The following is a 22,121-nucleotide window of genomic DNA, read 5'->3' as shown; positions in this document are numbered from 1 at the left end:
GTGGACCTGCCAAAGTAGGATAGCCCAAAAACGTATATATGACTCAACGTTTCACCCAAAGCATCGAAGCGTGTTTTATTAAGCAATTGTTATGAATTTCAACCACGAAAACAAAGGACGGTTCTCAATATAATTGCAATCCTTTTCGCTTCCATAAGCCTCCTGTTCAAAAGCAATAGCTCTGTACGCTTTCTTAAAACTACGATTTAACACTAGTCTTACCAGAAATTCAATACCGTACCACAAATAAAACATGATTGCTGCACTAAAATACCACCAGGCAGAACAGCTAAATAATAATTGCAGTATCAATACAATTATACCAGTTACACAAGCTAGTTCTATCCATTGAATAGAATGACATGTTTCGTGATTGCGTACATTTTGTTCAATGTCATCTTTAGAACGTTTGCTGAATACAAACGGACCGATAGTAATCGTATGACATGAACTAAAGGCCAGTAGCACTTTAGCTACTTTGCTGTCATAATAAAATCTTTTAATCATACTTGCCACGGATTTTGATATGGATCATAAGATGTTTGAAAAGTAGCCATTTGCCAATCAGTCAATGGCTCTTTTTTATTATCAACTTTACGAGGTATTTGAGGATTCAATTTTAATCTGGAAGCGTCTTTAAGCCATAACATAGAATGTTCATAGTCATCTACCCTCACAGAACTAATGTTATTTGGTGAAATCAATTTGTGTAATTCATACAATGCTAATTGCACCATGTGTTTCTTTAGATTATAATTTCTAGGATCGTGCAACCTGATGTTTTTGCCAAATTCAGGTGCATCTGCGTTGGGATTGACAACTGGGTAATACACCGTTCCTTGATACACCACATACTCATGTTCAGAAACTTCATAAGTATCTATTGTATTGTCATAATCTCCTATCAATCCCCAATAATCTGATTCCATAGGATTAACCAATGGATCAAAATCATTTGTAGATACAAGTGCAAAAAATTGCCCTTCATATTCTACAACATCCCATAAATTATAAGGTATAGCTTCCCATTGATATGTTATGGCCAATTCCCATACATTTGCGCATGGAATACGTATATCTCCGAAATCAAAGCCATTACGTATTTCACATATATAAACTACCCCAAGATAATTGATTAAATCTCCAGGTTGATAATTATTTAATTGAGAATATAGAGGTATAGATTTGGGGTCTATATCACCTTCATATTCCTTCCAGTAAGTCCACATTGTTGGAGCTTTGAAACCATTTATAGCCTGTATCACTTCACAAATTTGACCTTCAAAATAAAAATAAGCACCTGGAGGGTAGCTGATTCCACGGTTGTATTCTTGTATTCTTTTACCTACTTCAAGCTCTCTTTCTATTTCAAAATTTTCAGAAAGATAATCTGTTATAGAAGCTTCTGCTGCTTGTTCTGCTTGAATATATCGGTTTTCATTTTTACGCACCAATTGTGATAACGCGTCCTGAGTGATGATAGACAAATAGTCGTCATTATTTAAAAAACGTCGGTACATATTAGAAATTAAATATACTATAAACTTCAGATGTATATGTTTCAATTGATGTTTTCTGATTTTGGAATCTACGCCATGAATCACTTAGAAATTGTACAAATACATAATCCAGAATATCTGATAAATGCCCGTATTTTTCTTCTTTACCTCCAGTTTTAGCATTTGTAACCTTTTTCTTACATTTGGTTCCATCTGCATTTTTGGTTTGGTAAATCAAGTCTTCTGTGAGTTTTCTGCATCTTAGGTCTATCATTACTTTCCACCCGTCATATCCAGAAAATATAGCATTTACAAATTCTAATCTGGTGACAAGAGGGGGCTGTTTGGATAATAATTTAATCCTAGGCCTGAGAACCCCATTTTTCATGTTTTGCTCTATAATAGTATAGTTATTGACTCCATCTTCTGTTTGCGTGCTACGTGCAGCTCCGGCAGGGTCTCCAGTAATGACAATGCCTCCAATATGGTTATGACTAATCTTTTTATCTTTGATTTTCTTTGCCAATGCCGGCGTATTGTTTTCTTTATTCTCCGGTTTGCCTAAGTTTTCTTCGATGATATAAATTTCTTTTTTGTCATAATTAAACTGGAATTCCAACTCACTCATATAAGGTGCTACATTGAAGTCCCATCCTGATATAATGGGTTTCATAGGATCATATACCTTTTCTGACAATTTTTCAATCAAATGTGTTTGACCGTCAAAATTCCAATAAGCTGCCATGATATTAGAGTCAACGAAATCCCAGTTGCCATACAACAATCTTTCTCGTGTAGCTTTATCTGTAATTTTATTTAGGGCGGCTACATAAGTTTGGACAAATTGTACATCTGGATTATCAAATACTGAAAATGGTACGTATGCTTCCCCCTCTCTACATGTTATTGGATTTCCTTCATCGTCTTGTACAAATCTGGAGCGAACCCAAGTGATACAAGGGTTTGTAGACATCATCATTCTGGCTGTTTTAAAGGTTTCTGCTGTACGCCATCTTAAACGAGAGAACAACACTTCTACGGCCCTTTCACTTATTTCAGACACCTCATCAATAAAAGCTATGGTAAATTCTGAAGATCCAAAACGCTCAAAATTAGGGTCACTGGGCAGATCTACCATTTCTTGCATGATAATAACTGAATCATTCCAGAAAGTTAATATACCGTCCAGATTATTGATTTTATAATGAACGCCTTCTTTTAATCCCCATTCTTTACATACCTTTTTGATAGTGTTCCATGTAGAGCCTTTCAAACTTTTCAGAGTTTTACGGGCCACTACAGCTCGAATATCTGAAAAACGCATACAACTACTAACTAACCAACAGCTACCCAAATATGATTTTCCACCTCCGGCAGCCCCTCCACCTAATATTAATTGAGGCAAATCCGTACTTCCACATTGTGTACAATAAGGCTTATATTGAGGATTTCCCTTAATATCATGCCCTACTAATTTTTGAGATATATGACCTCCACAGTGAGGACAATAATCTGGTTGCAGTAATTTCCACAATTCATATTGCTTAGGAGAAGGCATAAAATCAATTCGTAAATTTCTTGGTGCTTTTAATCCTAATGCCATACATATAAAATAACAAACGGAAACCTATCATTTTTTGACAGATTTCCGTTAAGTGAAAGATATGATTTTGAGTAAAGAAGTTTTTAATCCTGGGATTCGTTATAAATGCGCTCTGCCACGGCCCATATTTCATCCGGTAATTCCTGTTCTGAAACATTTTCACATGCCTTTCGCATGAAAGCCAGCTCTTCTTTCGAGAAATCCACTTTTAATGGTGTTTCTTGGTCTTTGAGCACATTCCATTCAATACGTTTTTCTTCCGGCTTTTCTACGATTTCATAATCAGTTTTGTCCTGTTCAGAAATTGCAATTTTTTTTAGAATCGCCTTTTTCAAATTGTATTCCATAAAGCTTCCGCGCTCAGGCAAAAGCGATGGGAGTAATAATCTGTCTTTAATATGTAAATCCATAACTTCTAAATGTTTTTATAAGAATAGCATGAAACCCAGCGTTGTGTTGTAAAACATTGCTATTTTTTTATTCTATTCCATAGAATTAATCCGATAATTATCAAAAATGCCCCCACATATATTTTGTCTTTGTTTAAATCCCACCAACTTAATTCTTTGATAGCCTCCTGTTTATTAAGCATTTGATTAACGTTGCGTGATAAAGAATCAATACGGTCAGACAAATATGAGAACGCGACACATAATGTTTCAAATTCTTGCGTATGTTCTTCTTCTTGTTTATTTAAAGAAGTGGTACTTTGCTTGATAGGATATTGTTTTCCAGTAGAATCTGGGTGTGACAAATAAATAGTGGTATTTTCTAATTTGAGATTGCTTAATTTATCAGATGTGATTTGTGACTGCTTGTTTACATCTAAATGCAATGAATCCAGCGAATTACGAAGTTGTTTTAATTCGCTGGAATAGTCAATATGCTCGTTGGTTTGGAGATTTTTGGACGAGTGACATCCGATGAATATTAATCCACTAAACAAACATATCAATATAATGGTAAACCGTTTCATACAATTTCAATTGTGATAGGCTCCCCTTTTTGCTGAGCCTCATCAATTAATTTGTTCAACTCATCTGAAATGTATCGCGAATTAGTAAGGCGGCCCACTTCAGTATTTTTTCCAACCAAAATACAACCGGCACTGTCAGCAGCAGTGTTGCCCGGATGAATCAATATTCCTTCAAAATGCGGTACGTTTAACAATCTTGGGAGATTTCTTCCGAATTTTGGAGACCAATTATAAATGATTTTATATGTTCCATACGGAATAGCGGATTCACTATATACTTTCTTTTCGTCACCATCAAATACACCGTTTTTATTTTTGTCCACAATCCGGTCTTCTAAGGTGTTGCAAAACAAACGGTCATCAACATATAGCCTTCCGACAGTATAATCTTTTTTAGGCCACAAACGTTCTAATCTTAATTTCATAGTTTATTATTTTATTTGAGACAATAAAGTTGCGATTTGGATGCCGGCACTTCTAATGTGTTTGCCAACTAACTGTTTATCCATTTGTTTGTTATTGCAAAAAGACAATCCCACAATACCTGCTGGTTTATCTTCATTGTAAATAGTTAAGAGGGCTATTTCGTTAATATCATTAGATTGGAATTTGTAATATAAACGCTTGTCAATAGATTGTACATCTTTAATATTACCATAAAAGAACCCCTCGTCTAATACTTTTGCAATTAGTTTATACTTTGATAAACTGAAGTCTGCATAATCTTCATCTACATTAGGAATACTATCTTGTGTTTCTTCAATTCGCATAGAACCAAATAAAAATGGCAATCCAGTAGTTAAATTTTTATTGCCATTATGAAATTCAATTAACCAGGCACGATCTGCATTAGTATTGTGCATAGTTTTAGATAATATAAGTCGTATATCTGAATCAGCTGCTAAACGTGAGCGTACTAAGTTATCATGCTGTTCTGTTTGAATTGTGGTTACTCGTTCTAACAGATATTTGGGGTTTAATGCAAAAAAGACCACATATCCAGCTAAAAACAAGAGAAATAACCCCTTGATAATTGAAAAAAAACCATATTTGTTTTGTAGGTTTAGCATTTTCTGGAGCCACCCCATGCCTTTATCTATTCTTTCCATTGTTATTGGCTATCATTTGTAATGATTGAACTGGGATAAACCATTCTGATTCATTTGCATACGGATTATCTAAAGCCACCCAACAACCTTTTTTATGTGGCTCTGACGCTACTACAACCCCTGTTCGTCCTACCAGCTTACCTAATTTCCATGCCAATAATTCTGAAGAGGTTATGATTTGGATTTTTTGTCCTAACATTATTCATTATTTTCGTTAGTTGAATGATTAGATTGGGGTACTACGACATTGAATATAATTCCGCCATCGCCGCCTCCATTAAGTTCAATTTTATTTTCTTGGGCTACTTTTACTGGGTACATTTCCATTAAAGCTTTTGAAGCTTGTACTGCAACAGAACGTAATGGAGCTGGGGATAGTTTGGTGCCTCGGCGGTCTGTGTATTCTGCTGTAGAAGTTTCATCAATAATATGCCATAATTTCTCAGTAAGTCGGGCTTTTAAATCAGCTATCTCATAATTGGCAATATTACGCAAATACTGAATATATTCTTGAATATCATTACGTTTCAGTAATTCTTTGGCGTTTTTCAGAGATAATTTAGTATTATCAGAAAACACATCTTCGTAACATTTTCTTGCATTGCCGGCATACGGGTCACATCCGAATATAAAAAGCTCGCAAAAATCTTTTTCTTGTTTATTTAATGTTTGAGCTATTTTTTCCATAATTCTTTGTAATTAAGTCCAGTCAATGATTAGATTAACTGGACTTGTTTACAAAGAATAGCTTTTCAATATGATATACGTTTATATAGAATTAAATAGTTTGTTAAGAAGTGTGTTCAAGCAAATCTTTCATTACTATTTTACGAAACAGGTCTTTCACACCATCTAGCATACTTTCAATTTCTGCGATGTTTCTAAGTTTGTCCCGATTGAATTGTATTTGCAGGTCATAGCCAGAAATCTCAAAAATAGTTTCGTGAGTATCTTCTGTTTGGACTGCATACACTGCCCGATCGGATAGAGTATTAAACACTACTTCAGGTTCTAATCCCATAGCCCTTGCTTGTTGTTTCTCTTCTTCTGAAATCATATCGTTAAATTTTAAAGTGTACACGTGATTTTTCTTTTTGTGTCATTACCATGTTGCCACCATCCGTACCATGAGTATTACGCATTCGTTGGGCACATACCATAGCTACATTTGTGGTTGCTGTAACATCTGCATCTGCATCATGTGCATCATCCAGTTCAACTCCTAACTTTTCTGCCATAATCTCTAATTTGTAACTGGTAACGTTATCTAAATGTGATAATGCAAATTGTCCTAAGATAATAGTGTCAATACACAATGGTTGAAAATGGCCGTAAAAATCAACAGTGCCACGTACCAATTTAGCCAGCTCTTTCATTAAGTCGGCGTATTCCATCATTTGTTGCAAAAAACCCATATCGAACCCGATATTTTGTCCGATAAAAAAAGGTTTGAGGTTTGCTTTTTTGACAATAGTATTCTTTTTAATAAACTCAATAATTTCTTGGGCTACTACCAGAATATCTACCCCCATTGATTCCAGCATATCCATTGTAATGGCTGAATAAGTCAACGCTTTTTCTTCGTACTTCATAGGAATAGCATCTTGCTGTTCATATTTAGTCTTCAATATTTTACGTTTGGTTGTCCCTTTGTCTTGCTGCTGATTATAAGGAGCGATATACCGGACATATCGGTCTATGGTTTCAAATGTATCAATTCGTACTGCATGAATTGCTATCTGTGTACAGGCACAATCCTGACAGTTCAACCCTCCTGTTTCAAAATCTAAGGTAAAAGCCACGATGACTGGCTTTTCATTATTTGGTGTAGCCATAATTATTTCAATAAATCATAAGTTAATTGGATAATTTTGTTTCTAAACTCATCTAAAGTATAGTTGTTATGAATCACATAATCATACTTTGACAAATCCATTTTTTTGCGCTTCTTGTCTCTGGCACAACGTTCTTTATCCACGCCGCTTTTTAGAATATCTTTTATGTCTCGATCAATATAAACCGAAAAGACGATAGTGGATTGTGAAATTCGACTCATCAGATATTCCAGTCCTTTTTCATCAATCACGTATGTACACAGATTTGTGATTTGCGATTTAGTTGCCCAATATTCATAATCGCCGAACTGGGTGTAAGCAATCATTTCAGATTGTTTTGGTTTCTTGTCTGGAGTCACAAACCAATGTTCTTTACCGTTAGTCTCCCCATCACGCATAGGTCTTGTTGTATATGATACAATGGTGGGAATTCCAGCCTCGGCCATTACATTGGCCATTGTTGTTTTGCCACTTCCTGAAGGCCCTACGATGGCAATAATTACATTGGGCACTGGTACATTAATTTTAAAATTTGATTTCATAACACTGAAACGATGGATGATTTATATAATTGTAGATTGTTGTTACCTGTAAAGTCACTGTACTTTACTTGTGCGGAACAAATAAGCATTTTGTTTTTGGCTTGACTGAGATTGCCACCTTTGGTGAATTCCGCACGCGCTGTGGCCCATTCGTCATTCCAGATAATCATTTCTGTTAAATCATTGTTTTGTTGTAATAAGATTTTACAGAATATACGGTTTTCACCTGTCTTTTTATCTTTGAATTTCTTCTCTTCAATATCCACGATACTTGCACAGATGGCTACGCGTTTTCCGTCATAATCTGGGTCTAAAATGTTTTTAAGCAATGCCCATGCCGCTTTACCTTTGATTTTGGTTTTGGCTTCTGAATTATCATAGATACGTTTATAATCTATGGCTCCGATACCACTGACTGCAATCTGTTGCTGACTCCAGAAATAATGTTTGTCTCGTAAATCTGAAGGAATGTCTTTTTCAGTAATTTCAAAGCCCAATAAATTTGCAGCTTTTTCTAAAATGGCATAACGCTCTACAACTGATTGTGCGTTTTCAATTTTATCAAAACAGCCGGCCAATATCAAATTGCGTACATGACGGGCATTTACAGGACATCTTTTGATTTCATCCATATCGTCTGGATCATCCCAATACTGATATTTCTTCAATTTGTATCGGAACACTCGATCTATGAAATTTTCAATAGAGGTAAAATGTCCACGCGCTTGACGCTCGTTTACAATCCATTCCGTAGCCTTGACACCTAACATTTTAATGCGTGACAAGGACCAGAAAATCTCATTGGTCTGATAATCTGTGTAAAATGTATTGTCACTGACATTGATGTCTGGAGGTACAATCTTAGCGTTACTACACAGTTCCATTTCACTCATTAAAGTAGGAATTTCATCATCATCTGCCCACTGTAACGCAATAGTGTAGAATGCGGTAGGATAATTAGCTTTTAGATAGGCACCGGCGTATGCGGTAACAGCGTATGCGGTCGCATGACTTTTGTTGAAAAGATAGCCTCCGGCCACCTCAAACATGTGCCATATTGCTTCAGCATCTTCTTTTGGACATCCGTTTTGATTGGCACCTGCCATGAATTTGTCGCGTAAAGCTAAAATCTTATCTACCTTCTTTTTAGAAATCAGTTTGACCAATTTAACTCCTTCTCCCAAACTGAAACCACCCACTTCTCGTGCAATTTGTGCAAGCTGTTCCTGATAGCAAAGGACTCCGTAAGTATTTTTCATGGCATTGTAAGTACCCCATAAATATACAGGGTCGGCATCACCCAATTTACAATCCACATAACGGTCAGATGAACCAGAATCCAATGTGGCCGGACGGAACAAAGCGTTGGCAGCAATTAAGTCTTCTATCTTGTCAGGTTTCATACTTACCAGGAATTTCGTCATACCTTTAGAAGAAAACTGAAACACGTTTTGCGTATATCCTTTTTGTAATAAGCTGTACACTTTGGGGTCGGCCAAATTGCTCTGGACGATATTTTGAAAAGTAAGTCCTGCTTGATATTTGTCATTGCAAATATTGATAACTGCTTGTAATTTAGATAACTCCTTAATACCCAAACAGTCATTTTTCAGCAATCCTTGTTCGTCCAATGAATATCCATCCAATTCGCTCACCAGCATTCCATCTACCTTTTTAATTGGCGTGAAATCAAAACACTCCATATCCTTACCGTCTTTAGTATCTGGAGTAACCAGCAAAGCCGAAGCATGTATAGATGAAGAACGCGGCTGGCCCATCAAAGTACGAATATCTTCAATTACTTTCGGATATTCCATAATGAAGCTATGTACCTTTTTATTGGTGGCAGCCAACAGAAACAAATCTGTCCACGTCATTTTATCATCCTCAAAAATGGCGGTGATATAGTTAACAATATTAACTGGCACACGATGCACACGGGCAACATCTTTAAGTACGGCTTTTAGCTTCAATGTAGTGAATGTACCAGCAGAAAATACACGCTGTTTTCCATCATGGTTATATCGTTGTTCAATATACTCTTTGACTTCCTGTCTACGGTCTGATTGGAAGTCGGTATCAACATCTGGAAGTGAACCTCCAGGACCTTGTAAATATCCGCTATCCACAAAGCAGTCTATGGTTGGGACTGCTTTAGATGATGTTTTATGTTGAATTGATATGACTTTCATATTTTTAATCTATTCGTTTGCCATAATAATTACCTTCACTTTTGTATGCTCTTTCAAAATCAATTAAGGCATATTCGGGAATTACCATTTGTTTGGTAATATAAGCATCCGACACAATTCCATCCAGTGTACGACAACGGCTTAACGCTACATACAATTGCCCTGGACAGAATGTACGGGAAACGTGAAGTACGATTTTGTCAAATGTAAGTCCCTGACTTTTATGAATAGTAATAGCCCATGCAAGCGTAAGAGGAAATTGTGTACATGAGCCTATTTCTTCTTTTACAATTTCATTGTCTTTTAACGCATATCGCGTATTTAACCAAGTATAACGTTCAAATTTTATAAAAGAACCATTATCCATTCGGGCTTTGATATAATCATTTTCTAAAGCTGTTATGACTCCCAGCATACCGTTATAATATCCTTTCATCGGATCATTAACTAATGCCATAATTCTGGCTCCAATACGTAATTTTAAGTGTAAATCGCATGGCACAGATGATTCTGGAAAGTCGCCTTGCATATTGACATCGTATATGTGTATATCTTGGTTGCCCAATTTTTCTGTATTGATTTTTTCTACATCTACTCGATGAGTGCAGATATGAATGTACTCGCCATCATAATTGTTGCTGACTTTACGGTCCTTCAATTCGCTTAGCACATCCAGTTCTTCTGAAGTGACACGATAGTCCCGGATATGATTAAGCACATTGATAAATTCAGGCTCGGTTTGACGGAATATGGTGGTCAGTTCAACTACATGAAAACCGGTACGTTTGAATACCTGTGCATTGAAGAAGAAAAAATCATCGTAATAATTCGATAAGATTTCACGGTCTTGTTTCTTGATTACCGGTGGTAACTGGAACAGGTCTCCGAACATGACTATCTGTACACCGCCAAATGGCTCATCGCATTCACATACCCAACGGAGTTTACGGTCAATCGTATCTAATATATCTGGGCGAACCATGCTTATTTCATCAATGATGAGCAACTGCAATTTCAGAAGCAATTCAGTCTTGTATTCCGAAAACCGATTTTCTAATTTGTCATAAGGGGTTATCGGACCAAAAGGAATGCCAAACATGCTGTGTAGGGTTACGCCTCCGGCATTAATGGCAGCCACTCCTGTAGGTGCTGTCACAATACAATTTTTTCCACAATTGGCAATCAAATATTTAAGAAATGTGGTTTTGCCGGATCCTGCTTTTCCGGTTACGAATACATTGCTGTCAGTATTCTTAACGAGATCCATCACTTTCTGCATCTCATCAGTTAAAATCATATCTTTCATGTTTCATACTATTGTTGTTTTACATATAGATTGCAATGGCATACATCTTTTTCTCGATATGCACTGCATGGACAATGTTTGTCCTCAGAATCATTGTGGCATGGGCATTCGCCGTTATTGGCTTCACAGCGTTTAAGAATAGTGTTAACTATTTTGTCATTTGGATTTAAATCCCATCCTGGCTTTCTTAAAATTGGAATCATTGAGCAATTTCATTTAAGGTAAATAACAGATCTCGATTATCAAATTGAATGTCATCACCTGCTTGTAATTCATCAGCATATATTACAATAGGCTCATCTTCGCCTTCACGTTTCACTAATAATTGGGCATCTTTATCTATTTTGTAAATTTTGTGATTAGCCAATTCCACTTCCATGTAATCGGTTGAATTCATATCTGCGCCTACGATGGTGACATCCGATGGGTATAACCCGGCACGTTCTGGAAGCAAAAAACGTTCAAACAGTAAATCATATTTAATTGGGTCGATTAGTGTAATACCCAAAAGATACAATACTAAGCACCCTCCGGCAGAACCACGTCCGCATCCAACCAAAATACCATGCTCTCTGGCCCAGTTAACGGTATCGTACTGCACCAGCATGTAATCTACATTATTAGTCGATTCCAATACATAGATTTCATAATCCAACCGTTTGCGATAAATCTCTTTCTTGTCTGCTGGAACCAATTTATTAAAACCGTCTTCTAGGAGCGATAAAAACATATCGTGTCGGTCAGTATATTGCTGTTGTTCCGATATAGTCATGTCGTATTGAGGCATGAAATTTCGGTCTATTTCGTATCGTGCCTTAGCTCTTTCTGCAATTTTGACTGTATTTTCACACGCCCAGTTAAAGATGTCTTCAATATCCCATTTCTCTGCATCAAATAGAGCGGATATGGTTTCCCAGTGTTCATCCAAATCTTTGAAATATTGGTCATCGCTTTGTTCGTGCGCCGCCCCTTCTGCAATCTTGTTAAGTATGATTTTATTTTTTGCATCATCCTTATCCAGATAATAGCAGTCAGAAATTAAAACTGGAGGTAGGTCTCCTGTGTTGTACAAGTGGTCAAAATAACATTTGGTAGCTTCCAGCACCTTTATATCAATACGTTCTGCCTTAAATTCGGCTAAATCCAATTGATAAAAACAATCATCAAAACTGTTCAAAAAACGGTCTATGTTATCGCCGATTTCCTTTAGCCATGCCGAAGCGTATTTACTGAACACAATCACGTTGCCTGGACCATATTTCAGCAAATCTTGTAGGTCTATGATTTTATTATCCGAATCTACATTAATGCTTTTCTGAATTCTCAGTAAGTTTTGCAAACCGTCTTGGGTCTGGCAATAGATTTTAGCATCTATTTTATTGATCCCGTCTGTAAATGTTAACGAATATCCAAACACCCAATTAAGACCGGCTGCCTCACATTCTTTCTGAAGAATTAGGGTAGCTGCCATCGTGTTATAGTCACAAATACCTAAAGCTGTTTGACCTAAATATTTAGCTTTACGCACCCAGTCTTTTAATGAAAAGCTTCCATTTAGCAATTCAAAAGGAGTATGAACTCCCAAATTGACAAATGGTTGCTGATGAACTAATGGTTTGCGTTTGCCGACATATTTTAAGATATTGAATTTAAAGTCTTCGCGTATGTCATAGTAATACCAATTATCACCAAATTGAAAAACAATATAGTTAATACCTTCATCTTGTAATGTTTGAATGTTTTCCATTGTGTTGAATTTAATGTTGTTGTCAGCATCAACACGAAAAATGGATTTCAGCATATTGGTATCTTCATAAAACATTTTTCCGAACTCTTCAATTTCAATAACATCCTCATCTATAATATGATAGCATATTTTGTTGGTGTGTAGCCAATGTAACAAGTCTTCGCTCATAATTGAATTTTATTAAGTTTGTATTCTGTCAATGTTTTTAAACCAAAGGCAAAAGTGTCGTATATATCCCAGAAGTCTAAGCTGTCAAAATCTTGTGTAGGATCTTCAATGTCGGCGACATATACATCAAAATATTCATTCAGTTGCTCTCCAGTTTTCTTGATAGCGTCAACTGCATCGCCATCATATCCAATCACAATGGTTTTGACCCCTTTCGCTTGCAATTTATAAATTTGCACATCCGAAATTTTTTTACCGAATGTGGCCACTACAGCTATTAAGTGGTTGTGATATAGGTTAAGTTTCCTGGTGAGGGCGATAACATCAAAGATTCCTTCCACAATAATTACGGTATCGGTTATATCTTCTATGACCATATCATAATTATACAATAGTTTTACGAAATCATTTTCAGTGCTGTTTTTATAGCGCATGATTTGAAATTTACCATTGTGTTTGGCTCTTCGGTTGTATTCATCTATCTCTTGTTTGCTCCAGATATGTCTGGAGATATATCCTACAATATCCCCTGCATCAATGATAGGAAAAATCACATAATCGTCATATTTGAAATTCATGTGACGTGTAGTGCCCACTGGGAAACAATCGTAGTCTTCTTCGATAAAGCCACGTTGTTTCAAATATTTGTTAAAGTAAGTTCGTTTATAACCGTCTGGCATATCTACAATGCACAGTGAATCGTCTATCTCTTTGTCATCATCATCCAAAAAAGAAAAGGCATTAAGGTTTTTATCGCCGTCCAAATCAAATGTGTCGGCAATAATCAGGTCTGTACGGCCTATGTCGGTTAATAACTGTTCAAGGGTAAGTGTAGAATGGCCACACTTGAAGCAGTGGGCCATAAATGGTTTTTTACGTTCCGTTTCTACACCTATATAGATACCGAATTTACCCCCTTCACGTCCACAGTAAGGACATGTGGGGACTATCAGGTTCTTTCCACTTCCATCTGGCTTAGCGTGTAATTCCACAATAAGCTCCTGAATGATATGGTTCTTTTCTTCTTTACTCAAATACATATTAACCTACTTTACTGATATTCAATGTTCTTGCCCGATCATAAAAACATTCATTTTCATAATCTGTAGCGATTTTAAATGGGTCTCCTTTTTTGAAGAAGCGTGATTTGGCAACATTTAAACGCATAGTATTCTCACGCATCTCATTTACACTTTGGTTCAAAGTAATTAAGTGCGTCATTGGGCGGCTTAGTCCTTTAGCTTCAGCGCAATTATATTCTGTCAGTACATTTTTCTCATCGTTCAACCAATCCCTGTTTTCAATGGTAGCTTGATATGTTACTACCATCCATACATTTTCATCTCCGGCCAAATCTTTTAAGTCATTAGCTACAGCTACACGTTTATGACGTTCACCATTTTCGCTCCATTTGCGACCACTAGAATCATTAAGAAGGTCCATTGAATCTATGATTACAACATCTGGAGCTAGACCATAAATCTTTTTATATTCACTAATACCATTTTTAATATCAATAGTGCTGACTTGATTGGCGAATTTTGGGAACGATTTTATTTTTAAAGTACCGGACATAGCTTTGATTTCCTCTATCATACGATTCAGTTCTCGGTCCTTAATAGTACCTGTACTATAACGATAAGTATTACAAGCCACTAATGATGCAGAATATGCGTCTGCTACTTCATCTTCCGATCCTTCCAACTGAAAGTGCAATACATTCAAACCGTCAATTTGTGAAGCACATTTGCCAATCCATCGGGCTGCATGACTTTTACCCACACCTGTTGGAGCCAAAAAACAAGTAAGCTGGGTGCGCAAATCTCTACCACCGTTCATTTCGTCCAACCCATCAATATAAAATCGGGTTATTGGTTTTAATTTAGATTCTTGATTGTGTTTTTCGCGATTTCGGCGAAAACGAGATTCAAATGTTTCTATAACATCCACAAAAGAGTTTTGGCGTAGACTGAAATCGTTTTGCCATTCCGCAAATGATTGTAACAGTTTCAGAGCTTTGTCTCGGTCTTGTTTGGCATACAATTCGCCTATTTCTTTATATGTCTTTTGGAATTTGACTTGTCGCAAATAATTTTCAAATTGCTCCAATACGATTTCAGGCTCTACACCTTCAGCACAGTCTTTAATGTCTTCTAATAGAGCCGATACTTCACGGTTCATAGAAACAATCTGGCTAATGATGTTAAGAGTTGGGGCTGATTTATGCTCTGTGAAATATTTGCATATATACCCATGTAAGGCTTGGAAATCCCTACCTGGCAAATATGATTTTTGCATATATTCACAGACTAAATTACATACATAATCGTATGTAAAACAAGCATAATATAGCTCAAATAAAAAGTCTTCCGTCAATACATTATCTTCTTTCGCCATATTTTTCAATTCTTATACGGTACAACTCAGGATATTTGATTTCCGTTTCCTTTTTACACCTTTCGGCATTTTTACATTGCTGACAGGTAGGGGAAAATGGACTCCACATCAGGGTTGAAGTAGAGCATATCACAAACCCAATATCTGTGTTGACACTACGTTTTTTAGTACCCTCTTCAGATGGCATATAAATATATTTTGCCTGGGGGTGCTCTTTTTTACAGATTAGGGAATTTAGATAAGCACGGGTTAATTGAGCTTCAGATAACCATTGGTCTTCAACAAAATTTTTGGCACGTGAAGACATGGATAGATATTTTTGAAGAGCGGTTGCTCCAAATGCTTTTGGAGCTAAAGCACGTTGATATTGTGCGTTTCGGTTTTTATGAAGTTGAAACACACAATAATCTACTAAGCGTGGAGCATTAAATTCACCGCCACACACTTTTGAAAAATCAGCGATAAATTGGTGCAGTTGGCGATTGACTTTCCCCCCTTCCGGGAAAGTGAAAGAGGGGTCAATCAATCTTTTTGCTATTTCTGTATATACAGTTTTAATCTGTTTCGCCAGTCGGTCTTCTTTTTCCATCACGAGTCAATAATTGTTGAAGTGTTTGACGCGCCAAGAATAAACGACTTTTGATAGTTTCAATATTGCGAGATTCTAAGGCACCGTTCCGATATTCGATTTCTGCAATTTCTTTGAGTTTATAACCTGCCTGCTGATAAAGTAAGGCCCGTTTATACTGAGGCTTCAATTGATCTAAAGCATTCAATATATCGTCATTATATAACTCTCGATAATTACTGATTCCCATGACATTTGAACTAACTTCTTCTAAATCGGTTAATATATCTTCCGAAGCATAAGTTTCAATATCATTGTCACAATTCCTCATGTCTTGCTGCTTTTTGCGGCGTTGGTCTAAATCATAGACACATCGCTTTGTTACAATATGCAGCCAAGTATGAATTGAACGTTCTGAATCATAAGTTTCGATATATTTATACATGTTGGTCAAAACCTCTACATAATTATCTTCGATATTAGAAGAATCAAATGTATAACGAATGCACAACTTGTATATCATTCGGGTGTACGGTGTTACGTATTTATCAAATAAGGCTTTACGCCGTGCAGCTACTTCATCTGTTATTTGTTCTGCGGTAACTGCTGAGTATGTCGTTTCCACGCCTCTCGAACATTGAGCACAAACAAGTGATCTGCGTTCATCAATTTGTGGATATGACAATACTCTTTCCACTTATTATTACTGGAAGTAAATTCTGTTCTTACTTCGTTGTCCGTTGGTTGTGGCGATTTACTGAGGAAATCATAGAATGCTCCTAACAAACTCGCCAACATTGCTAAATGGGGCTGGCCTTCTCTTTGTTGCCTACGCCTTAAATTTCTTGCGTAACTCATGACTATCTAAAGTTTATAAATTCTTACATAATATTTAAAGATGTGAGTAGCGTCTGCCATATTGTCGTCTACGGGATCTATATTCCAACGCTTCTTACAAAACTCAATCATCTTTTCTTTGTCAGCTTTACCATCGCCGGTAGCCCATTTTTTTACAGTGCTAACATTTATGAATTTGGGTTCCGGGAGACCAAGCTGGGCGCATATCAAATATAGTATGCCTCTAAATTCAGATAATTTTCGCATTCCGATAAATTGTCCTTTAACATTTACATCTTCAGCGATAATCAATTTGATATTATATTTCTGAATGAAATCAACCAGTGTGTTGTAGAAATTCAAATGCTGCTCAATTGCGCTTTTCCCTGTTTTTTGAGTAAAATCCCAAGTGCCGGCAGCATGGGTTGAATAATATCCACAATGAGTGGCAATATCCAGACTTAAAATATGATCACGTGTAATTTCTATTGGCTCATCATTATTCTTTTTTTTAATCATTTATATATGAAACACCATTAAGTTTATTGACCACGGTTTTATAAGGGTAGCTTTCAGCTATATTTCCATGACTTACTACCAAAGCCGTAATCTGCAACTGATTCAAAGCGTCAAAGATATTTGCAAGCCCTTGTTCATCTGTGGCTTCCAGAATTTCATCTAGAATTAACAAATCAAGTCCTTTGTCATCATCACAGGTAACATTGGTCAATTTGTGCATGGCCAGAATGTTGGCCAGATTAACTCTTGCTTTTTCACCTTCAGAGAACTTGTCAAAAGAACCGCAATCTATTCCGTCACGAAGAAGTGATATGGAAATCTTATCACGTATTTTACCGCTTTTCAGTACCGTAAAACCTGAGAATGCAATTCGTATGTCACTGCCGATAGCTTCCAGAAATTCATTTGTAATGTGGCTCAACGCATCTATTTTAGTGTTGGCCAGATGAGTCTTGAATTCTACAAATATGCTTTCCTGAACTTTCAAAGCGTTAAGTTTCTGTTCTATCTGTTCTTTATTGCTGATAGCCAACGCCAATTCTTTTTGATATTTGACTTTGCTGGCCTTTAAACTTTCAATCATATTGGTTTCCGAAGCGTGTTCAATATCACGGATGGATTCTTCGTATGATTGAATAGCCCCGTTAGCATTGTCAATGTTGATTTGCACTTGTTTTAAGCGTCCTTCATGCTGTTTTATGGCATCATCAAGCACTTCATAGGCTTCATCAAACAAACGTGTTCTAGCGGTCTCTATGGACTTCTGAAGGGCATTTGTCTGATCTTGCAAATCATGTAAACGATTGTTTGTTGCCGAGGTTTCACGTGTCAGTTGGTCAAGCTGAGTTTGGGCTTCTGTAATTTGTGAAGACCATTCAGCTTTAGATTCTGCCAATTCTGTTTGGGTTTTTCTTGTTTCTTTTGCCTTAACAGAATAAGTGGCTATTTCTTGTTCGTTGGAAGAGATAGTCTGGAGAATATCTTGCACTTCTCCTTGACGATCCTGCAACTTTAATTTAGCTTCTTCAATATTTACATCGCCTCTTAATGTAAATTCATATTGACACTGAGGACAAACGATAACTCCAGCCAATTGTGATTGTAATTGGGCAATATCCTTGTCCAATTGGGCACGCTGTTTTTTTAAGTCATCATTGGTTTGCTCTAAAGTTTTGATTGATTCTAACAACTTGTTCAAGCTGTTTTGAATCTTGTCCGTCTTTTTATCATATTCGTTATTGAATTTAGCGTAACGGTTTTTTAGTTTATCAAAACTTTCTTGACTAGCTTCTAGTTTCTTATTACATGCTGTTAATTGTTTTTGCACGTGTTTATACTCTTGTTCAAGTGACAACAGTTTTTTCTGATTATCAACAGATAGAGTTACATAATCTTGCAGAGTTGACAAACCCAATTCAGCATATTGTTTAGTAATTAATTGGTAGCATTCTTCTATGTTTTTGGCACTTTGTTCCAAATCCTGCAATTGTTCATCTTGCTTATCCAGTTGGTCTAACAAGTTGTTTATAGCTTCCGATTCTTCAGTTTGTGCTCTGATGTAGGCACGCTTTTCAGTAATGGCATTACGCCAGTTAGCAATACGTTCTGCTTTCTTCTGTGATTGCTCGGTCGATTCTGTAATTGCATTGTTGATTTGTTCTTCTAACGTATCAACTTTGCCATTGAGCACAGCTACATTGGTTTCTGCATTTTGCAACTCTGTTTGTACAGGCGACATGTCGTTTTGTAAGGCTGCAATACTTTCATCCACCATGACTCCATTGCTGAAGCGGTTGATGATTTCTTTTTTATCACGGTCAGAACTGGACAAGAAAGATAAGTATTTGTGCTTTGACAATATGAAGTTGGCAAAAATATCGTCTTTGGTCAGTCCCAATGTCTCTAAAATGAATTTATTGTAATCGGCTACGGTAGCTTGTTCAATATTAGTGAGAATTTCACCTTTTGTGCCCATGCTTATTTTTATGACTTGGGCCGATTTACGTGATAATTCTCGTGTGATTTCCATACATTCGTTAGAAGAATCATTACTCATGGTTAGTTTGATACATGCTGTATCTGCTGCATCATTAATAATTTCTTCCATTTTGATTTTACGCAAGGTCTCTCCGGTTATTCCTATGGCAATTGCTTCAAGCATAGCAGATTTTCCGGAGCCATTGGAACCCTGAGAATCATTGTCCATATTATTGCCGAAAATCAATGTAGTGTGGCCTTGCAGTAACTTATAATCTAATTGCTGGAAAGCACATAAATTTTGCGCAAAAACTGTATCTAATCTCCACATAATCAATTAATTTTATCAAGATAAGCTAATCCCAATTCAATATTCGATATACCTTTGTCACCACAAAAAGTAGTGTATTCTTTCTTAATGCCGGTCTTGTCGAATTTCTTGTCCAATGCGTGCGATGCTACTTGCGTGACTTCTGTATCTTCTGTAACAATTTCTACTTTTGTAGCTCCTGCTTCTAAAAGTTTTTGCTTGTCAATTGTACTTGCCATTGTACTATCACATTTCACACGGACTTTGATTTTATATAACTCATTGGCTTTAACCGTTGAAAGTTCATTCATAATAAGAGCATCACATTGTGTGCTGTTTACTTCCATGACTTTATATCTTACATTCACCTGATTCTTTACAAATTCATAAGAACCGTCAGAATATAGGATAGTATATCCTTTGTCTTCGTCCTCCCCAAAATTATGTTGTCTGGATGAGCCTATATACTCAATGTTGGTTCCTGCTACTACACATCGGTTGTGATAATGGCCGACAAGCACTTGGTTAAAATCCTTAAAGATGGAAGTTGGTAATTCTTTGTCATTGGGAGTAGCCAATGCACCATTAATACCTTCGTGGATATACAGAATATTATGCCGCCACGGTTCAAAATCATTAGCAATAATATCTTGTAACCTCTCGATAAAGCTTCCATTTTCCGGGAAATAGCTCATAACATACAACGATACTTTGTCTCCCAAGTCAATAACTGTGTAATCGTCCACTACATAGACATTCGGATATTCGCTAAACAAATGACTGTAACCTAAAATAGATTCTTGGTCCACTTTGCAATGATTACCTTCTGCTATTGTTAAAGCAATACCTGCTTTTGTTGCTTTAATGATAGCTTGTCTTACAGCCATGAGCACACTTAATGTTTGTGCTGAACGGGATAGCCATAAGTCACCGCCTATAATTATATCGGAAATTTGATATTGGTCGCAAATAGCCAAGGCTTCATCCCAATTTTTTTGAAATTCTGGGATATTGTCTTTTGATACGTGTATATCGTTCAATAACAATGCTACTGGATTCTTTTGGTTCATCTTGATTGAGTTTTTAAAAGGGGCACAACAATAATTGAGTGCCCCTTATAAATGAATGAAACAATTTATCTTCTTCTACGTTCTGGACGTGCTGCTCTACGTTCCGGGCGTGCTGCTGGCTCATTGGTATCATCATTGTGCTCAGCTCTTCTGCGCTCCGGACGTGCATGACGGACAGGTGCTGGTTCTGGCTCTAAATCTTCAGGATCTTCTACATTGTTCGGGTCTTCACTCCCTGTATCTTCTGGGTCTGGTTCTTCTGAAGTTGTTGCAGGCTTCTCTTCAGGGTCCGGATCTTCACCTGGATCTGCATCTTTTGCAACTTCCAAGGCATCTTCAATATCTTCCAACAAATCTTGATTAGTTTTACTGCGTGTTACTCGTACATCCAGCTCATGCTCATCAATATAGGTACGTATATCATCACGCAATTCTTGTCCTTCATCAGACTTGTCACCAATACCACGTTCATTCAATTTTTCCCAACGGTTCCATAATACATCCAGTTCATCTTCGTCTGTATTGTTGTCGTTATCGCCACCCTGACGTTCTTTCTTGTCAAATGAGAAATGAGACTTGTCATCGGCTGGAAGTTCCAATTTGATTTTTTCAATAGCTTCAGCAATTTCTTTGGAACTCATCACATCCATTTCCATCTTTTTGTCATACTGGTGCAAAAACTCAATGGTAGCTTCCAAATGGAAACGAGAATAGCGATAAAGAGCGTCTGGCAATCTCTGCATATCCATCAATGCCTGAACTTCTTCCGGCGAAAGCTTGTCGTAATCATCAGAAGCGTCAATATTGAATGAATAGGATGTTTTTTTGTTTTCTTCTTTGCGTGTGATTTCAACTGGATAAGCGTATTCCAATGATGAAATCGGACATGGGTGTTTGGGGTCTTTATTCAATTTCTTTTTCCACAAAGTCAATTTGCGCTCTTCCAAATCTTTGTATTGCGAATAAGACAGGGTAAGCATCTGAATGCCTTCTTTACGTTTTTCTGCATCAATAATATACATACAACGTTGTGAATTCCATTTTAAGCCACCTTCAAAGCCACTGCCTTGCACTTTCTTCATCAGCTTTTCGTCATCGCCGTACTTTTCTTCTGCTACTTTCAAGTAAGTGTCAATCAAATCGACAGACAGACCGACATATCGGGCTTGACATACATTGACAAAAAACATTTTGTCCTTTTTGGAAGTAGGCTTGGGGTTCTCCAGACGAAGCACCTGAGTTTTGATGGGGTACTCATATCCCTTACGGTCCAGTTTATATTCTCCATCAACCAAAGTTGGGGCAATTGGTAAAATTCGGACAGTGTAAGTTCCTGGAGAATCAATACGAAAATGTTTTACTCGTGAAAAACTCTGACTTTCTTCGGCACTTTTTTTAATAGCCTCTTCATAAGTCTCTTGATTTGCAGCAAAAAAATCAAATGGATTCAAAGTCTTCTCTTCCAT

General features: G+C 36.8%; 23 protein-coding genes. All 23 read right to left on the bottom strand.

Annotation, left to right across the window (positions count from 1 at the left end):
- Nucleotides 1–78 precede the first annotated feature (78 nt).
- Nucleotides 79–507, bottom strand: coding sequence for a hypothetical protein (locus tag QVP67_RS11530; RefSeq protein ID WP_022163719.1), 429 nt, complete (start codon nucleotides 505–507; stop codon nucleotides 79–81).
- Nucleotides 504–1,520, bottom strand: coding sequence for a hypothetical protein (locus tag QVP67_RS11525; protein ID WP_022163718.1), 1,017 nt, complete (start codon nucleotides 1,518–1,520; stop codon nucleotides 504–506). The genes QVP67_RS11530 and QVP67_RS11525 overlap by 4 nt, the downstream gene beginning before the upstream one ends.
- 1 nt (nucleotide 1,521) lies before the next feature.
- The gene (locus QVP67_RS11520; RefSeq protein ID WP_288180149.1) at nucleotides 1,522–3,102 is read right to left on the bottom strand and encodes a phage terminase large subunit; all 1,581 of its coding nucleotides are present in this window, start codon (nucleotides 3,100–3,102) and stop codon (nucleotides 1,522–1,524) included.
- A gap of 83 nt (nucleotides 3,103–3,185) precedes the next feature.
- The gene (locus tag QVP67_RS11515; RefSeq protein ID WP_022163716.1) at nucleotides 3,186–3,512 is read right to left on the bottom strand and encodes a hypothetical protein; all 327 of its coding nucleotides are present in this window, start codon (nucleotides 3,510–3,512) and stop codon (nucleotides 3,186–3,188) included.
- 59 nt (nucleotides 3,513–3,571) lie between these two features.
- Entirely contained in the window at nucleotides 3,572–4,078 is a 507-nt protein-coding gene (locus QVP67_RS11510) for a hypothetical protein (protein WP_022163715.1), read from the bottom strand.
- Nucleotides 4,075–4,503: a DUF5675 family protein gene (locus tag QVP67_RS11505; protein WP_022163714.1), complete on the bottom strand. Its 429-nt coding sequence runs from the start codon at nucleotides 4,501–4,503 to the stop codon at nucleotides 4,075–4,077. Before QVP67_RS11505 ends, QVP67_RS11510 begins: the two co-directional genes overlap by 4 nt.
- Nucleotides 4,504–4,509: 6 nt before the next feature.
- Nucleotides 4,510–5,187, bottom strand: a complete 678-nt coding sequence (locus tag QVP67_RS11500; RefSeq protein WP_022163713.1) for a hypothetical protein — start codon at nucleotides 5,185–5,187, stop codon at nucleotides 4,510–4,512.
- The gene (locus tag QVP67_RS11495; RefSeq protein WP_022163712.1) at nucleotides 5,171–5,386 is read right to left on the bottom strand and encodes a hypothetical protein; all 216 of its coding nucleotides are present in this window, start codon (nucleotides 5,384–5,386) and stop codon (nucleotides 5,171–5,173) included. Before QVP67_RS11495 ends, QVP67_RS11500 begins: the two co-directional genes overlap by 17 nt.
- On the bottom strand, nucleotides 5,386–5,874 hold the full coding sequence (locus tag QVP67_RS11490) for a hypothetical protein (protein ID WP_022163711.1): 489 nt from the start codon (nucleotides 5,872–5,874) through the stop codon (nucleotides 5,386–5,388). The genes QVP67_RS11495 and QVP67_RS11490 overlap by 1 nt, the downstream gene beginning before the upstream one ends.
- Nucleotides 5,875–5,977: 103 nt before the next feature.
- A complete protein-coding gene (locus QVP67_RS11485) occupies nucleotides 5,978–6,244 on the bottom strand; it encodes a hypothetical protein (RefSeq protein WP_022163710.1) in 267 nt (88 codons plus the stop codon).
- A gap of 4 nt (nucleotides 6,245–6,248) precedes the next feature.
- Nucleotides 6,249–7,022, bottom strand: a complete 774-nt coding sequence (locus QVP67_RS11480; protein ID WP_022163709.1) for a 3'-5' exonuclease — start codon at nucleotides 7,020–7,022, stop codon at nucleotides 6,249–6,251.
- Nucleotides 7,023–7,024: 2 nt separating this feature from the next.
- Nucleotides 7,025–7,564: a guanylate kinase gene (locus QVP67_RS11475; RefSeq protein WP_288180148.1), complete on the bottom strand. Its 540-nt coding sequence runs from the start codon at nucleotides 7,562–7,564 to the stop codon at nucleotides 7,025–7,027.
- Nucleotides 7,561–9,756, bottom strand: a complete 2,196-nt coding sequence (locus QVP67_RS11470; protein ID WP_022163707.1) for a helix-hairpin-helix domain-containing protein — start codon at nucleotides 9,754–9,756, stop codon at nucleotides 7,561–7,563. The genes QVP67_RS11475 and QVP67_RS11470 overlap by 4 nt, the downstream gene beginning before the upstream one ends.
- Nucleotides 9,757–9,760: 4 nt before the next feature.
- A complete protein-coding gene (locus QVP67_RS11465; RefSeq protein ID WP_022163706.1) occupies nucleotides 9,761–11,062 on the bottom strand; it encodes an ATP-dependent DNA helicase in 1,302 nt (433 codons plus the stop codon).
- A gap of 199 nt (nucleotides 11,063–11,261) precedes the next feature.
- Entirely contained in the window at nucleotides 11,262–12,977 is a 1,716-nt protein-coding gene (locus QVP67_RS11460; protein ID WP_022163704.1) for a PHP domain-containing protein, read from the bottom strand.
- Entirely contained in the window at nucleotides 12,974–14,017 is a 1,044-nt protein-coding gene (locus QVP67_RS11455) for a toprim domain-containing protein (protein ID WP_022163703.1), read from the bottom strand. The genes QVP67_RS11460 and QVP67_RS11455 overlap by 4 nt, the downstream gene beginning before the upstream one ends.
- Nucleotide 14,018: 1 nt before the next feature.
- Complete coding sequence (locus tag QVP67_RS11450; RefSeq protein WP_022163702.1) at nucleotides 14,019–15,374, bottom strand: DnaB-like helicase C-terminal domain-containing protein; 1,356 nt, start codon at nucleotides 15,372–15,374, stop codon at nucleotides 14,019–14,021.
- Nucleotides 15,358–15,963 carry a hypothetical protein gene (locus QVP67_RS11445; RefSeq protein WP_022163701.1) on the bottom strand — a complete coding sequence of 202 codons (606 nt, stop codon included), beginning with the start codon at nucleotides 15,961–15,963 and terminating at the stop codon, nucleotides 15,358–15,360. The genes QVP67_RS11450 and QVP67_RS11445 overlap by 17 nt, the downstream gene beginning before the upstream one ends.
- Nucleotides 15,929–16,639 carry an RNA polymerase sigma factor gene (locus tag QVP67_RS11440; RefSeq protein WP_288180147.1) on the bottom strand — a complete coding sequence of 237 codons (711 nt, stop codon included), beginning with the start codon at nucleotides 16,637–16,639 and terminating at the stop codon, nucleotides 15,929–15,931. Before QVP67_RS11440 ends, QVP67_RS11445 begins: the two co-directional genes overlap by 35 nt.
- A gap of 167 nt (nucleotides 16,640–16,806) precedes the next feature.
- Nucleotides 16,807–17,298 (bottom strand): crossover junction endodeoxyribonuclease RuvC, encoded by a 492-nt coding sequence (locus tag QVP67_RS11435; RefSeq protein ID WP_022163698.1) that lies wholly within the window; start codon nucleotides 17,296–17,298, stop codon nucleotides 16,807–16,809.
- Nucleotides 17,291–19,606, bottom strand: coding sequence for an AAA family ATPase (locus QVP67_RS11430; RefSeq protein WP_022163697.1), 2,316 nt, complete (start codon nucleotides 19,604–19,606; stop codon nucleotides 17,291–17,293). The genes QVP67_RS11435 and QVP67_RS11430 overlap by 8 nt, the downstream gene beginning before the upstream one ends.
- Nucleotides 19,607–19,608: 2 nt before the next feature.
- Nucleotides 19,609–20,655 (bottom strand): metallophosphoesterase family protein, encoded by a 1,047-nt coding sequence (locus QVP67_RS11425; RefSeq protein ID WP_022163696.1) that lies wholly within the window; start codon nucleotides 20,653–20,655, stop codon nucleotides 19,609–19,611.
- Between the two features lie 65 nt (nucleotides 20,656–20,720).
- Complete coding sequence (locus QVP67_RS11420; RefSeq protein ID WP_022163695.1) at nucleotides 20,721–22,121, bottom strand: hypothetical protein; 1,401 nt, start codon at nucleotides 22,119–22,121, stop codon at nucleotides 20,721–20,723.

Origin of the sequence: Bacteroides sp. CAG:633 (assembly GCF_000435115.1) — a bacterium.
Taxonomy (GTDB): domain Bacteria; phylum Bacteroidota; class Bacteroidia; order Bacteroidales; family Bacteroidaceae; genus Bacteroides; species Bacteroides ndongoniae.
The sequence above is the reverse complement of the archived record's forward strand: the minus strand, read 5'-3'. Positions and strand labels throughout refer to the sequence as shown.

What these genes read in the sequence shown, in the direction of transcription:
- QVP67_RS11530 (WP_022163719.1), bottom strand. Translation starts at nt 507, where the DNA reads ATGATTAAAAGATTTTATTATGACAGCAAAGTAGCTAAAGTGCTACTG.
- QVP67_RS11525 (WP_022163718.1), bottom strand. Translation starts at nt 1,520, where the DNA reads ATGTACCGACGTTTTTTAAATAATGACGACTATTTGTCTATCATCACT.
- QVP67_RS11520 (WP_288180149.1), bottom strand. Translation starts at nt 3,102, where the DNA reads ATGGCATTAGGATTAAAAGCACCAAGAAATTTACGAATTGATTTTATG.
- QVP67_RS11515 (WP_022163716.1), bottom strand. Translation starts at nt 3,512, where the DNA reads ATGGATTTACATATTAAAGACAGATTATTACTCCCATCGCTTTTGCCT.
- QVP67_RS11510 (WP_022163715.1), bottom strand. Translation starts at nt 4,078, where the DNA reads ATGAAACGGTTTACCATTATATTGATATGTTTGTTTAGTGGATTAATA.
- QVP67_RS11505 (WP_022163714.1), bottom strand. Translation starts at nt 4,503, where the DNA reads ATGAAATTAAGATTAGAACGTTTGTGGCCTAAAAAAGATTATACTGTC.
- QVP67_RS11500 (WP_022163713.1), bottom strand. Translation starts at nt 5,187, where the DNA reads ATGGAAAGAATAGATAAAGGCATGGGGTGGCTCCAGAAAATGCTAAAC.
- QVP67_RS11495 (WP_022163712.1), bottom strand. Translation starts at nt 5,386, where the DNA reads ATGTTAGGACAAAAAATCCAAATCATAACCTCTTCAGAATTATTGGCA.
- QVP67_RS11490 (WP_022163711.1), bottom strand. Translation starts at nt 5,874, where the DNA reads ATGGAAAAAATAGCTCAAACATTAAATAAACAAGAAAAAGATTTTTGC.
- QVP67_RS11485 (WP_022163710.1), bottom strand. Translation starts at nt 6,244, where the DNA reads ATGATTTCAGAAGAAGAGAAACAACAAGCAAGGGCTATGGGATTAGAA.
- QVP67_RS11480 (WP_022163709.1), bottom strand. Translation starts at nt 7,022, where the DNA reads ATGGCTACACCAAATAATGAAAAGCCAGTCATCGTGGCTTTTACCTTA.
- QVP67_RS11475 (WP_288180148.1), bottom strand. Translation starts at nt 7,564, where the DNA reads ATGAAATCAAATTTTAAAATTAATGTACCAGTGCCCAATGTAATTATT.
- QVP67_RS11470 (WP_022163707.1), bottom strand. Translation starts at nt 9,756, where the DNA reads ATGAAAGTCATATCAATTCAACATAAAACATCATCTAAAGCAGTCCCA.
- QVP67_RS11465 (WP_022163706.1), bottom strand. Translation starts at nt 11,062, where the DNA reads ATGAAAGATATGATTTTAACTGATGAGATGCAGAAAGTGATGGATCTC.
- QVP67_RS11460 (WP_022163704.1), bottom strand. Translation starts at nt 12,977, where the DNA reads ATGAGCGAAGACTTGTTACATTGGCTACACACCAACAAAATATGCTAT.
- QVP67_RS11455 (WP_022163703.1), bottom strand. Translation starts at nt 14,017, where the DNA reads ATGTATTTGAGTAAAGAAGAAAAGAACCATATCATTCAGGAGCTTATT.
- QVP67_RS11450 (WP_022163702.1), bottom strand. Translation starts at nt 15,374, where the DNA reads ATGGCGAAAGAAGATAATGTATTGACGGAAGACTTTTTATTTGAGCTA.
- QVP67_RS11445 (WP_022163701.1), bottom strand. Translation starts at nt 15,963, where the DNA reads ATGGAAAAAGAAGACCGACTGGCGAAACAGATTAAAACTGTATATACA.
- QVP67_RS11435 (WP_022163698.1), bottom strand. Translation starts at nt 17,298, where the DNA reads ATGATTAAAAAAAAGAATAATGATGAGCCAATAGAAATTACACGTGAT.
- QVP67_RS11430 (WP_022163697.1), bottom strand. Translation starts at nt 19,606, where the DNA reads ATGTGGAGATTAGATACAGTTTTTGCGCAAAATTTATGTGCTTTCCAG.
- QVP67_RS11425 (WP_022163696.1), bottom strand. Translation starts at nt 20,655, where the DNA reads ATGAACCAAAAGAATCCAGTAGCATTGTTATTGAACGATATACACGTA.
- QVP67_RS11420 (WP_022163695.1), bottom strand. Translation starts at nt 22,121, where the DNA reads ATGGAAGAGAAGACTTTGAATCCATTTGATTTTTTTGCTGCAAATCAA.